At 40.6% G+C, this 12,063-nt stretch carries 11 protein-coding genes and 1 tRNA gene; 5 read left to right on the plus strand and 7 right to left on the minus strand.

The genetic code is table 11. From position 1 onward, the window contains the following. Position 1: 1 nt before the first annotated feature. Complete coding sequence (locus DZC72_RS05425; RefSeq protein WP_125221845.1) at positions 2 to 871, minus strand: M23 family metallopeptidase; 870 nt, start codon at positions 869 to 871, stop codon at positions 2 to 4. Positions 872 to 1,061: 190 nt separating this feature from the next. Between DZC72_RS05425 and tatA the strand changes: the two genes are divergently transcribed. From tatA to DZC72_RS18060, 3 genes are all read left to right on the plus strand, one after another. Continuing rightward, positions 1,062 to 1,247, plus strand: a complete 186-nt coding sequence (gene tatA, locus DZC72_RS05430) for a twin-arginine translocase TatA/TatE family subunit (RefSeq protein WP_125221846.1) — start codon at positions 1,062 to 1,064, stop codon at positions 1,245 to 1,247. 290 nt (positions 1,248 to 1,537) lie between these two features. Beyond that, the gene (locus tag DZC72_RS05435) at positions 1,538 to 4,255 is read left to right on the plus strand and encodes an OmpA family protein (RefSeq protein ID WP_243641649.1); all 2,718 of its coding nucleotides are present in this window, start codon (positions 1,538 to 1,540) and stop codon (positions 4,253 to 4,255) included. 250 nt (positions 4,256 to 4,505) lie between these two features. Continuing rightward, complete coding sequence (locus tag DZC72_RS18060) at positions 4,506 to 4,682, plus strand: DUF6747 family protein (protein ID WP_317127104.1); 177 nt, start codon at positions 4,506 to 4,508, stop codon at positions 4,680 to 4,682. A gap of 77 nt (positions 4,683 to 4,759) precedes the next feature. Here DZC72_RS18060 and DZC72_RS05440 read toward each other — a convergent pair whose 3' ends face one another. The 3 genes from DZC72_RS05440 to DZC72_RS05450 form a co-directional block, all read right to left on the minus strand. Further along, the gene (locus DZC72_RS05440; protein WP_125221847.1) at positions 4,760 to 5,749 is read right to left on the minus strand and encodes a DUF4837 family protein; all 990 of its coding nucleotides are present in this window, start codon (positions 5,747 to 5,749) and stop codon (positions 4,760 to 4,762) included. A 14-nt stretch (positions 5,750 to 5,763) separates the two neighbouring features. Then, positions 5,764 to 7,395: a LysM peptidoglycan-binding domain-containing protein gene (locus DZC72_RS05445; RefSeq protein ID WP_125221848.1), complete on the minus strand. Its 1,632-nt coding sequence runs from the start codon at positions 7,393 to 7,395 to the stop codon at positions 5,764 to 5,766. Between the two features lie 118 nt (positions 7,396 to 7,513). Further along, the gene (locus DZC72_RS05450; protein WP_125221849.1) at positions 7,514 to 8,704 is read right to left on the minus strand and encodes a phosphoglycerate kinase; all 1,191 of its coding nucleotides are present in this window, start codon (positions 8,702 to 8,704) and stop codon (positions 7,514 to 7,516) included. Between the two features lie 114 nt (positions 8,705 to 8,818). On the opposite strand from DZC72_RS05450, the gene DZC72_RS05455 reads away from it, so the two are divergent. After that, on the plus strand, positions 8,819 to 9,982 hold the full coding sequence (locus tag DZC72_RS05455; RefSeq protein WP_125221850.1) for a DNA polymerase III subunit: 1,164 nt from the start codon (positions 8,819 to 8,821) through the stop codon (positions 9,980 to 9,982). Next, a complete protein-coding gene (locus DZC72_RS05460) occupies positions 9,982 to 10,380 on the plus strand; it encodes a DoxX family membrane protein (protein WP_207891712.1) in 399 nt (132 codons plus the stop codon). The genes DZC72_RS05455 and DZC72_RS05460 overlap by 1 nt, the downstream gene beginning before the upstream one ends. Positions 10,381 to 10,405: 25 nt before the next feature. On the opposite strand, the gene DZC72_RS05465 is transcribed toward DZC72_RS05460, so the two are convergent. The 3 genes from DZC72_RS05465 to DZC72_RS05475 all read right to left on the minus strand — a co-directional run bounded on the left by DZC72_RS05465 (position 10,406) and on the right by DZC72_RS05475 (position 12,049). Next, a tRNA-Cys gene (locus tag DZC72_RS05465) sits at positions 10,406 to 10,479 on the minus strand. A 203-nt stretch (positions 10,480 to 10,682) separates the two neighbouring features. Then, the gene (folB, locus tag DZC72_RS05470; protein WP_125221851.1) at positions 10,683 to 11,045 is read right to left on the minus strand and encodes a dihydroneopterin aldolase; all 363 of its coding nucleotides are present in this window, start codon (positions 11,043 to 11,045) and stop codon (positions 10,683 to 10,685) included. A 47-nt stretch (positions 11,046 to 11,092) separates the two neighbouring features. Further along, a complete protein-coding gene (locus DZC72_RS05475; RefSeq protein ID WP_125221852.1) occupies positions 11,093 to 12,049 on the minus strand; it encodes a PorP/SprF family type IX secretion system membrane protein in 957 nt (318 codons plus the stop codon). Between the last annotated feature and the right edge of the window lie 14 nt (positions 12,050 to 12,063).

Genomic DNA, 12,063 nt, shown 5'->3' on the forward strand with positions numbered 1-12,063 from the left:
TTTAATTAAAATCGATAAAATTTTGGGGGTCTACGGGATTTCCGTCATCCCAAAGTTCAAAATGTAAATGAGGGCCTGTGGTCAATTCACCGGTATTTCCAACAGATGCTATGACCTCACCGCCCCGCACGACCGCTCCCTGAAATTTTGCCAAGGATCCGTTATGCTTGTATACACTTAAAAGACCATCCTTATGTTCCAAAATAATGACATAACCGGTGTCTGCGGTCCATTCTGAAAAAATAACGGTACCATTCGCCACAGCTTTTACCGGCGTATCCATAGGGGCAGTGATGTCCACCGCATAATGCTTACTTTCTAGGTCATAACCCATGGATACGGTCCCTGTTACAGGAGGAAATAGCACCAAATTTTTCCTGTCCGTATCCCTCTCAAAAAGGTTGTATTTGTCTTCCAAGGCAACCTCTGCCCTTAAAAGGGAATCTTCGCGTGTGGGTGTCAAATCAACGGAGGAAGGATCTATCTTGAATTGTTCGAACAAAGAATCCCTATTGATTTCGTTGTTTTCAATATCGCCCTTCAAGACCATTCTGATGTTGTCCAAATACCTATTGGTATAATTTAGGGTCCTTACCAACGAATCCGTCTTGTAAGTAAGTTCCGTTGCTTGTCTCTTCAACGCAGTGGATGAATATCCGGGGATATACTCCCGTAAGGGTGTAAATGCGATGAGAAGTATGGTGAGACCAATAAGTACTATCATAAAAAGGGAACCCGTTACAAATACGTTCAAACGGCTGAGCTTGAAAGATATCTTTTCCTCAAAAGTACTTTCGTTCAGTATCACCAAACGGTACTTATGGAGCAACTTTCGCTTTATTTCCTTTCTTCTTTTTACTTTTTTGGCCATCTGAACAAAGATAAACTTAGAAATGTAAACTATTGCGAGAACTTCTAAAAATAAGCGATGCGTAAAACATGCAACTAAAAACTTTCCATGATTCCGGCCCTAATTTTACCTATTATTGGGTTAACGTTAATATTCTAGTTAGGTAAACTTGTTTTTATTACATTTGTTATTCCATTAAATACTTTGTATTATGACGTTAGCGAATATTTTTTTAGCAATAGGCCCTTGGCAGATAGCAATAGTGGTTTTGGTAGTTCTTTTGCTTTTTGGAGGGAAAAAAATTCCAGAGCTTATGCGCGGCCTTGGCAGCGGAATAAAGGAATTTAAGGACGCTTCCAAAGAGGACGAGTCCCCTGAAAAAGAAAAAAAAGAATAAGGATATAATTATATAGTTTGAAAAGGCGTTAACCGGATGTGGCTAACGCCTTTTTTGTTTAACTTTCTTTATTGCGTTTTTTTCTTCAAACCCCTTTTGACCCAAGCAAATATTACTGCTACACGACAAAAAACACCCCTTTCACAACAAAAAATAATTCATTAAGGGCTTTAAAAGTATTTTCGAAAATAAATCTGTCCAAAAACTGTTATTAGTCAACTAGTTGGAGTAAGATTTTCGAAAATGATTTTTAAGGCATGAAACATATTTTTCCTTTTTGTTTATTTTTTATGTCCCTATCCATAGGTGCCCAAGATCTTCAGACTGATCTGGCATCATCGGCTTTGGGGGCTCCCAGGAATACATCAAATCAGGCATATTCCGTGGATAGAACGGACGATGAAGGGTTTTTCAATGCTACAAGGACAAACAATATTCCACAAAGAACCCTAACCGATATCGATGGGTTTACCGATGGCTATTATGTGATTGCAGGTGTTTTCAGCAAGGACAACAAACTTGATAAACAAGTAAAGAAACTCAATAAAAAAGGCTTCAACGCCGGATATATTAAAAATCCCAAAAACAAACTTTATTACTTATATCTAAACCACTATAGATCCTGGCAAACAGCGATTGCCGATTGTAAGTCCAATTTTGACGGACAGTACGAAGATGACGTTTGGATTTTGAACATGGTAATCGACAACTCATTTGACAATAGTATAATTGCTAGTGAAAAAGACCTTTTGGAAAATAGGTTGCCCCAAGACGGTAACATTATCTACTCCGAAGTTGTGACCAATGATGCAGACGGAAAAGCCACTGCTGTATATTATACCAAACAGAACAATACTACAGCTTACCAAGAGGCTGCCAGCGGTTTTGAAGAAAGCGGAATTGCCAGTGCTGGTAAAAGTTCTTCCCTAAACAAAGGAAACGCCTCGCAACAAAAGGAACTAAACAATAACATTTTGGTAAGACCTCTTGAACCAGAGGACGTTACTTATGAAATGATACAAGAGCAGGTGGGGAATGCGAATTTAGTTGAAGCTGTAGAACCATTACAAGATAATCCTGGGACAAAATCCATAGAATCCGACCCCAACAAAAGTATGATTATAAAAAGGGCCGATGCCTATTTCGATAAAATGTGGTATTCCGAAGCTGCAAAATTATACGAAACGGCTTTGGACAATAATAAGGTAAACCAATCTTATGAGGTACTACAAAAAATTGCGGACGCTCATTATTTCAATACAAACATGGAGCAGGCCTATAAATGGTATAATGCCATGTATGAAACTTATGGGGATCAAATGTCTGCCGATAATATTTTTAGGTATGCCCATTCATTAAAGGGAACTGGAAAGTATGCCAGATCTAAAAGGTTAATGCGCCTTTACAACAAGAAATATGAAGCCCAACTTGGCGATTATAACAGATCAAATGAACAAAGGGAAGAATTGTTGGATCGCCTATTAAACTCTAAGGACAAGTTCGACATAAGGAATCTTGAAATCAATTCAGAATATAGCGAATTTTCCCCTGCGTTTTTTGAGCAGGACAAGGTTGTTTTCGCCTCTGCTAAGGATTCGTCCGTATATACTACCAGACTTTATAAATGGGACAACCAGCCCTATTTGGACCTTTACACGGCAAAGTTGAACGAAGAGTCGCAAGAATTGCGCGATGCCATTAAGTTCAGCAAGAAAATCAATACCAAATACCATGAGGCCGCAGTTACCTTTACGCCAGATAACAATACCATGTTCTTTACAAGGAACAATTATGGCAAAAAGCTTCGAAGGGACAGTAAGGGTATCAACCATCTAAAAATCTATAAATCGGTCAAGGTCGATGGTGAGTGGGCCGAAGCTACCGAAGTACCTTTCAACAGCGACTCCTATTCAACAGGTCACCCAGTGCTTAGTCCGGATGGCAAGAAAATGTATTTCGTGTCAGATATGCCTGGAAGCATCGGTGAAACGGATATATTCGTAGTGGACCTCAAGGAGGACGGCTCCTTCTCGGAACCTAGAAACTTAGGTCCTGGCATTAATACGGCAAAACGGGAGATGTTCCCCTTCGTGAATGGGGAAAAACTATACTTTTCTTCGGATGGCTATGTAGGCATGGGCGGTTTGGACGTATATGAGGCGGCCTTTAACGAGGATGGCGGTTTTATGGAAGTAAAAAACATGGGTAAACCTATTAATAGCAATAAGGACGATTTCTCATATATTGTAAACGAGGAAAAACAGATGGGCTATTTTGCATCCAATAGGGATGGAGGTAAAGGATTTGACGATATCTATTCCTTTAAAACCCTAAATATAGAGGAAATTCCGGTCGTGAAAAATGCGATTGCCGGTATCGTAACTGAGTTGGTAACCGGCGATGTTATGCCAAGGGCGCTAGTGGAATTATTGGATGAGAACAATATTAAATTGAAGGAGGTCGAAGCAGGTGAAGATGGAAGCTTCATGTTCGAAGACCTAGATGCCAATACAAAATATACCCTTAAAACGACCCGCAATTCCTATTTTGATTATGAAACGGAAGTTGCCACAACGGATAACGATACTATAAACGTGGACATTCAAATGAGAAAGCTCAAGGAAATGATCGCCGTTGAAGACGGTATTCGAAAGCTTAAGACGGAAATGATCCATTTTGATTTTGATAAATCCTACATACGTACTGATGCGGCCAAAGAACTGGATAAGCTAATAAGCGTCATGAACGAATATCCACAGATGGTCATCAAGATAGAATCCCATACCGACTCCAGGGGTAGCGATGTGTACAACAAATACCTCTCGGATAGAAGGGCCAAGTCCACTAGGGAATATATCATTTCCAAAGGAATTGCACCGGAAAGAATCCAAAGTGCCATAGGGTACGGTGAGGAAAGACTGCTCAACGAATGTAATGGCAGTGTACACTGCACGGAGGAAAAGCATTATTTAAACCGTAGATCGGAATTTATAATTGTAGACATGTAATACCATAAACATATTTGATTTAAAAATGGGGCCGGTTTTCTAAAAACTGGTCCCTTTTTCTATGCACTTATGATAAACCAATAAGTGTTTTGTTTAGAGTCGTTTTCGATTGAACGTTAAAATTGACCCTTTATCGATTTTATAAAATATCCTTCTTTTTTGAAAGAATTTATGATCCGTTAATCTAATCTTTTTAGAAATGTGCTTTCTGTTTTCGAAGTTTGGCACTGTAACTTAAAAAACTATGATTATGGGGAATCTTTTACTTATCAAGGAAATTTATATTGAAGCCTTTAGAAATTGGAAAAGTTATATTCTGGAAAACTATTTCAAAATTTTTTCATGGGCATGCTTTATACTAATTGCATTGGCGGCGTATGCACTAATATTTAGAATATCAACAGGTTTTTCGTTTAGTAATCTTTAAACTAAATAACTAATTTATATCCGTAAAAAAGGGCCCGCTTATCGTGGGCCCTTTTATTGTAATACCAGATTAATCTACTAATTGAATTTTACTGTCTTTAAAATTGCCTCCAGCTCGAACATATAGTCGCGTTTTTCTGTTGCTGGCGCAAAAGTGAACCCTTCCAAAACTAATTTTCTATTATTTGGCTTATCATTTATTATGTAGGTCAAAAAAGGACCTGCCATGGGATACTCGGACATTTCCCACCTTCCCCTTACCTCGGCCGCTTTTCTTCCACCTACTTCGGCAGGAAAAACATAGGGTGAAAACGCCTTTTCTGTAATCATATGGTTGTTTTTTCCAGGAATATCCTCCCCCGGAATAAAAAGGTTTCCAATAGAGTCTCGCATGCTTACAATGTCCTGTACGAAGGTGGAGTCGTTCTCAAATGTATCCCAAGGCACACTGTAGGCAATGATATTCATGTTCCCTTTTTGAATTTGCCTATCGATCCACACAAAATTCTCCTCTTCCCTTCCTACCTTATAAACGGAAGGTACGTTGAGACTTATCCCCAATTTTTCCTGCAAGGCCTTTTCCTTGCTGAGGGATTTCAAAAACTTCTTTTGAGCCTCTGCTATCTCCAAAGCCTTATAATCCGATATAAATTCAGGGGCTTTTTCATCTAGGTTTTCAATAATTTCTTGATGGTTTCTGCCTTTTATAACACCTATCAATTGAGGTTTGGCATACATGTTACTCTTCATATGGGCTATATCCAAGGAGTCCTCCATTATATATAATACCGCCCTAGTGTTCCTAATGGAACCTGAAAAGATTTGATGTGGAATTTGCGTGATTCGAAATTGGGCTTCGTCCCAAGACAAACCCAATGCAGGAGCAGCAAAGTGTCTCCTTATATTGTCCCCAACCTCACTTTTCCAAAGATCGTTGTTGATAACCACGGTGAGCGTATTATAGGCGCCAATGGACTCTGGCAAATAATCTTGTTTTTTGCCCTCCTTACAAGAAGCAAGGGTCAAGGTAGTTATTGTTATTAAAAATAGTGCTCTAATTTTCTTCATTTTACCTATCTAATTTACGATGAACAATCGCACAGTTTCAATTTTGTGCCCGGTTTTAGGTTATTACCACTAATACCGTTCCATTCTCGTAAATTTTCGATACTAACTCCAGGATATTTTCTAGAAATCGTCCAAAGGGAATCACCGCTGCGGACTTCATGCACCTTAGAATTGCTTGAAACAGTTCCTTTTGACGGGGTGTCCTTAGGCTTCACTGCGGCCACGGGCTGCTTTCTGGGGTAAATGGTCAAACGCTGTCCAATTCTAAGATTATTGCTCCTTAAACCGTTCCATCTTTTAATTTGGCTAACCCCAACACCATATCGATCCGCAATTCTACCAAGATAGTCGCCACTACGTACCTTATATGTAATTTCACCCTCCTCAGCCTGTTTTACAAGTTCCTGTAAAGGACTTTCCTTGCTGTTGAGTTCCTTTTCTACATGGGCATAAATAGCGGCCTCATTTGCTACGAACTTGCCCATATGGCTTATGGGCAACCTAAGGGTATAGTTCTTTCCGTCTACGTAAGGAATAGCGTTCAATTTATAGGAAGGATTTAAAATTTTAAGTTCCTCTTTTCCAATACCTACCAATTCTGATATTTGATCGAAGGTGATAAGGCTTTTTACGTGCACGGTATCAGTTTCAAAATAGGCCCTATCCACTTTTTGGCCCTTTAGGCCATGTTCTTCCGCATATTCAAAAATATACATCGTAGCGAGAAATGCAGGTACATAGCCAGCCGTCTCCCTAGGAAGATAACTCCTGAGATTCCAGTAATTCTTATATCCCCCAGACCTTCTAATAGCCTTGTTCACATTGCCTGGGCCTGAATTATAGGCGGCAAGCGCCAAATCCCAATCCTGGAAAATTTCATACAACTTTGATAAATATTTACAGGCTGCCTCAGTAGATTTAATGGGGTCACTGCGCTCGTCTACATAACTGGTAACGTCCAAATTATACATTTTTCCCGTTCCATACATGAACTGCCATAAACCCGTGGCACCCACCCTAGACCTTGCCTTTGGATTCAAGGCAGATTCGACAATCGACAAATATTTCATTTCCAAAGGAATGTTGTGATTGTCCATTTGTTGTTCAAAAAGTGGGAAATAAAACTGACTTGCGGTCAACATGCGCTGCATAAGCCCTCTTCTTCTTGTAAGAAATGATTTGATCACATTTTCAAGTGAGGGATTGTAAGCAACATTAAAAGGGGTTTTTTGATTTAATTTTTCCAAACGGAGTTTTAGTGTGTCCGTATTAAGGTCCAAAACGTAGGTTGAATCGGGTTCCAAGGTGGTGACGTCTTCATATATGGCCTCAAAAAGAGGGGCGTTCGCTATAAGTTCCTTCAACCAAAGACTGTCATATTTTGCAGCTTGGGAATGGTCGTTGAGATGGTACTTATGGGTTTGGTCAGACTTTACCAATATGAAATCGTTGTCCGGAATAGAGTCCACTGAAGAAAGGTCGATTACCTGTTCCGCCTGAAGCGTCGCAGTGTCATTTTCAACCTCAATAAAGGACAGCTCCTCCTTTTTCACAACAGTTGTTGAATTTTTTTGCTGCCCCAAGGAAATCATCGGCAATACAAAAAAACCAAAAAGAATAATACTACGGGTGTGCAACTTCTTCATAGGGCGTAAAATTTCTTAGCGGGACTAACGAAAATCGTACATTTTTCCTTTAGAATAAAATTTTCTTTCTTAAAATGTAGATTACTTCGATAAACTCCGTTAATCGATAACGCCCTGTCTAGTCGTTTATTGCAGCGATTCCTGGCAAGGTCTTTCCTTCAAGGCTCTCCAGCATGGCCCCTCCTCCGGTAGAGACATAGCTTACTTTGTCCTCAAAGCCAAATTGTTTGACGGCGGCAACGGAATCACCACCCCCAACAAGGGAAAAAGCACCGTTTTGGGTAGCCTCATCAATGAAATTTCCAATAGCTATGGTTCCCTTGGCGAAGGCATCCATTTCAAAAACCCCAACTGGCCCGTTCCAAAGGATTGTTTTGGCCCCTAAAATCACTTTTTTGAAGATTTCCAATGTTTTGGGCCCGGCATCCAAACCCTGCCACCCATTTGGTATTTTATCAACATCCAAAACCTTGGTGTTGGCGTTTGGGCTAAAATCATCGGCAGCGAGCACGTCTACCGGCAAATGTACATTTACGCCCTTTTCTTTGGCCTGTTTTAAGATGTCCAAGGCCAAATCCATTTTATCGTCCTCGCAAATGGAATCGCCCACGCCGCCTCCTTGTGCCTTTACAAACGTATAGGTCATACCCCCACCAATGATTAAATCATCAACCTTATCAAGTATGTTTTCTATAATGGTAATTTTGGAAGAGACCTTTGCGCCGCCCAAAATGGCCAAAACAGGTTTTTCCCCTGTTTGCATCACCTTTTCAATGGCATCGATTTCATTGGCCAATAAATATCCAAAGCACTTCGCCCCTGGGAAAAACTTGGCCACAATGGTCGTGGAGGCATGTGCCCTGTGGGCGGTACCAAAGGCATCGTTTACATAGATGTCCCCCAATTTCGACAGCTTTTCAGCGAAAGCTTCATCACCCTTCTCCTCCTCATTGTGATATCTAAGGTTTTCCAGTAAAAGCACTTCTCCGCTTTTTAAATCGGAAACCGCCTTTTCAGCCTTTTCACCAATACAGTCGTCCACAAATTTGACGGAAACACCAATTACATCAGATACCTTGGAACAGATATGTTTAAGCGATAAATCAGGGTTTTTTTCACCATTGGGCCTTCCCAAGTGGCTCATCAATACCGCGCTTCCTCCATCTTCCAAAACTTTTATGATGGTGGGTTTTGCAGCCTCAATCCTATTTGCGTCCGTGACTTTAAAGTTTTCGTTCAAAGGAACATTGAAGTCCACCCTTATCAATGCTTTTTTATTTTCAAAATTGTAGTCGTCTAATATTTTCATGGAATGATGCTTTTGAATGAAAGGCAAATGTAAAGATTAATAGGTGTAGTTAAAACCCTGCCCCAGAAATTATCTTTATTCTTTCCTGCACCAAAAACTACTATATTTGAGGCCATGCTATTTAAGGACGTTTTAGGGCTTTCCCATATAAAGAACCATCTCACTTCCAGTGCAGATGCAAGGAGGGTTCCACATGCCCAATTATTCGTAGGACCGGAAGGTTCAGGTACTTTGCTTATGGCATTAGCCTACGCGCAATATTTGATTTGTGGAAACTCAAATGGCGAAAATGAAGGAGGTAGTGCTTCCTGCAACCTAAAATTCAATTCCTTTTCCCACCCAGATGTCCATTTTGCCTTTCCGGTAGCGAATACGGAGCAAGCCAAAAAACATGCCGTTAGTGACAATTTCATAAGGGAATGGCGTGATTTTTTATCGGAACAACCGTATGGAAATCTTTTTGATTGGTACCGATTGATAGATATAGAAAAAAAACAGGGCCAGATCGGTGTGGACGAGGCCAAGGAGATTGTAAAAAAACTGTCCCTCAAATCATACGAGGGAGGCTATAAGATTATGATTGTCTGGATGGCCGAGAAGTTGAATAACGCAGCCTCAAACAAACTGTTGAAATTAATAGAGGAACCCCCCGAAAAAACGGTCTTTCTATTGCTTTGCCAGGATGAGGAGCAAATTCTTCAGACCATACGTTCCAGGTGTCAGATTTTACATTTCCCGCCGTTGGCGGAAGACGTTATTGCCGATGCGCTGCTCAAAAAAGGGGCGTCCCAGCAAGAGGCGATGCAAATCTCCCACGAAGCCAATGGAAACTTCAACAAGGCGCTTGACCTTTTGAACAAGGACTCGGAAGATCTGGTGTTCGAAAAGTGGTTCGTGCAATGGGTGCGCAGTGCCTTTAAAGCGAAAGGAAACAAAGCCGCAATCCATGAATTACTATTGTGGAGCGATGAATTGGCAAAAACCGGAAGGGAAACCCAAAAAAAATTTCTTTACTATTGTATTATGGTAATGCGACAAGCGATGCTTTTGAATTACGGAGTGCATGAACTTGCCTATATGAAGGTACATGTCGATGGCTTCCAGTTTGAAAAATTCGCGCCCTTTGTCCATGAAAACAATATTTTGGAAATAACCAAAGAACTGGAAGAGGCCATTTACCACATTGAAAGAAATGGCAATGCCAAGATCATATTTACGGACCTATCCATTCGACTTACAAGGCTACTTCATAAAAAACCGACAAAAATACCTTCTTGATGGAAACAATACACGAATACGCTTCAGAGCTTATTTTGCTTCTTTTTTTGGCCTTGACCTTTTTACAAAGCGGAGCTGATAAAATATTCGATTGGAAGGGCAATATAGGATGGTTAAAAGGTCACTTTTCAAAAACGCCGTTCAAGAATTCCGTTCCTTTACTAGTGGTAATTATCCTGGTGTTGGAACTAATTACGGGAATTGCCTCATTAATGGGCATTTATGGAATCCTAAGTTCCCAAAACACATCCATGGCTTTTTGGGGTGCTCTTTTGGGCTGTATCACCCTTTTGATGTTGTTGTTAGGGCAACGGGTAGCAAAGGACTATGACGGGGCCAGGACGATAGTGATATATCTCATGCCCACCGTTTTTCTGTTGTTTCTTCTACAGAATTAAAAAACCTCCCAAGAATAGGAGGTTTTGGAGGCATCGAGCGGATTCGAACCGCTGTACAAGCTTTTGCAGAGCTCTGCCTAGCCACTCGGCCACGATGCCCTTTTTTAAAATGATTGCAAATTTAATAAAAAATAATCCTTTTGTTTTAAAGGAAACGAAGTTTGTTTGAAATAATAGACCCATGGCCGCTCTATCATGGATCTATCAGAATTTATTCTGCTTTTGAGGCATCGAGTGGATTAGAACCAGTATAAAACTCTTGCAGGAGTTCCGCCTTCCCGTTCGGCCACAATGCCATTATCCTATTTTCCTCTCTTGAGCGATAATTCTACCAGCACCTTTTGCACATCGCCGTTTATGGGCGGGTTTACCTTGGCAACTGAAATTCTAGCTTTTTTTACCATTGGGAGTTCCTTAAAAATACGGTCCCCTATTCTTTTGGCCACATGTTCCAATAATTTGGAGGGAATGCCCATTTCCTCCACCACAATTCTGTTTATATGGACGTAGTCCACAGTGTCCTTCAGTGCATCGGATACGATGGCTTTGGAGAGGTCTGCCTTGACTTCAACATTTACCAAATAATCGCTTCCGATTTTTGTTTCCTCAGAAAGACACCCGTGATATGCATATACCCTAATGTTATCTACCCTAATAATCCCCATGATCCAATTATTGATTCGATCACAAACTTAAAACAAAGATGGGTAAATCAATAGGTACACCTACAATTGCTGATACCTTGGAATAGATCCACACCAATGGTAACTACATGGGTACCTGTACTATAGCCTAAAATCTCGTTCAAGATTATCTGATAGGAGTATCCAAAATAAAAGTTGCTTTTCTTTAACCCTAGTATCGGTGCTATATAGAGCGGGTTTCCAATCTGGTCGTTCAAGAACCTGTAGGTAACCCCGGCGTAGTAGTAGTCCTCAAAATCGTACCATCTGAACTTTACGTTCAAATCCGTTTCGGAACGTCCATCGCTTTCAAAAATCTTGAACAACATAGAGGGTTCAATTTCCAAATTGCTTGTTCTGCTTTTGGTATATCTGTAGCCCGTATACACATAATAGTTTCTCAATTCATTGGGCTCGTCTATATCAAACGTAAGGTCTCTTGGGTCTTTGTCCAAAATATTGGAAGCATTTGCGGCAAAGTAAAACTTGTCATATCGATACAAAACCCCCACATCAAAGTTGTGGTTGGTCGTTTGCCTGTTGTTTACGATTCCATTATCGGGAAAGTCGATAAGATTGAACTGATCAATGTCGATATTGAACTGGTTGAAATTATAGGAAAGACCAAAGGATAGAAACTCGTCCTCATAGCGGTCCAAGGTAAGGTGGTGGGCAAAAGAAACCCTGGCGCCCCTTTGCTTGGTATATCCGTTTGAATCGTTATATAAAAACACGCCCACCCCGGATTTTTCCCCAATCCGCATATCTGCGGCCAAGGATTGTGTCCTGGGGGCATCCTTGATGCCTACCCACTGTGCCAAACCATTGAGCCGTATCTTAACATGGTCTCCAATCCCTGCATAGGTGGGGGCCAGTACAAACGGGTTATCCGCAAGATACTGGGAGAGCTGTGGGGAATTAAGTTCTTGACCTCTTACGAATAAGGCGCTTGTGATAAGTGCTAAGGTCAATAATCTCTTAAACATAGTATTTAGGTTAA

It is taken from the genome of Maribacter algicola (genome assembly GCF_003933245.1).
Lineage (GTDB): Bacteria > Bacteroidota > Bacteroidia > Flavobacteriales > Flavobacteriaceae > Maribacter > Maribacter algicola.

Excerpts from the sequence above, each read along its gene's own strand:
- DZC72_RS05425 (WP_125221845.1), bottom strand. The coding sequence starts at position 871 with ATGGCCAAAAAAGTAAAAAGAAGAAAGGAAATAAAGCGAAAGTTGCTC.
- tatA (WP_125221846.1), top strand. The coding sequence starts at position 1,062 with ATGACGTTAGCGAATATTTTTTTAGCAATAGGCCCTTGGCAGATAGCA.
- DZC72_RS05435 (WP_243641649.1), top strand. The coding sequence starts at position 1,538 with ATGTCCCTATCCATAGGTGCCCAAGATCTTCAGACTGATCTGGCATCA.
- DZC72_RS18060 (WP_317127104.1), top strand. The coding sequence starts at position 4,506 with ATGGGGAATCTTTTACTTATCAAGGAAATTTATATTGAAGCCTTTAGA.
- DZC72_RS05440 (WP_125221847.1), bottom strand. The coding sequence starts at position 5,749 with ATGAAGAAAATTAGAGCACTATTTTTAATAACAATAACTACCTTGACC.
- DZC72_RS05445 (WP_125221848.1), bottom strand. The coding sequence starts at position 7,395 with ATGAAGAAGTTGCACACCCGTAGTATTATTCTTTTTGGTTTTTTTGTA.
- DZC72_RS05450 (WP_125221849.1), bottom strand. The coding sequence starts at position 8,704 with ATGAAAATATTAGACGACTACAATTTTGAAAATAAAAAAGCATTGATA.
- DZC72_RS05455 (WP_125221850.1), top strand. The coding sequence starts at position 8,819 with ATGCTATTTAAGGACGTTTTAGGGCTTTCCCATATAAAGAACCATCTC.
- DZC72_RS05460 (WP_207891712.1), top strand. The coding sequence starts at position 9,982 with ATGGAAACAATACACGAATACGCTTCAGAGCTTATTTTGCTTCTTTTT.
- folB (WP_125221851.1), bottom strand. The coding sequence starts at position 11,045 with ATGGGGATTATTAGGGTAGATAACATTAGGGTATATGCATATCACGGG.
- DZC72_RS05475 (WP_125221852.1), bottom strand. The coding sequence starts at position 12,049 with ATGTTTAAGAGATTATTGACCTTAGCACTTATCACAAGCGCCTTATTC.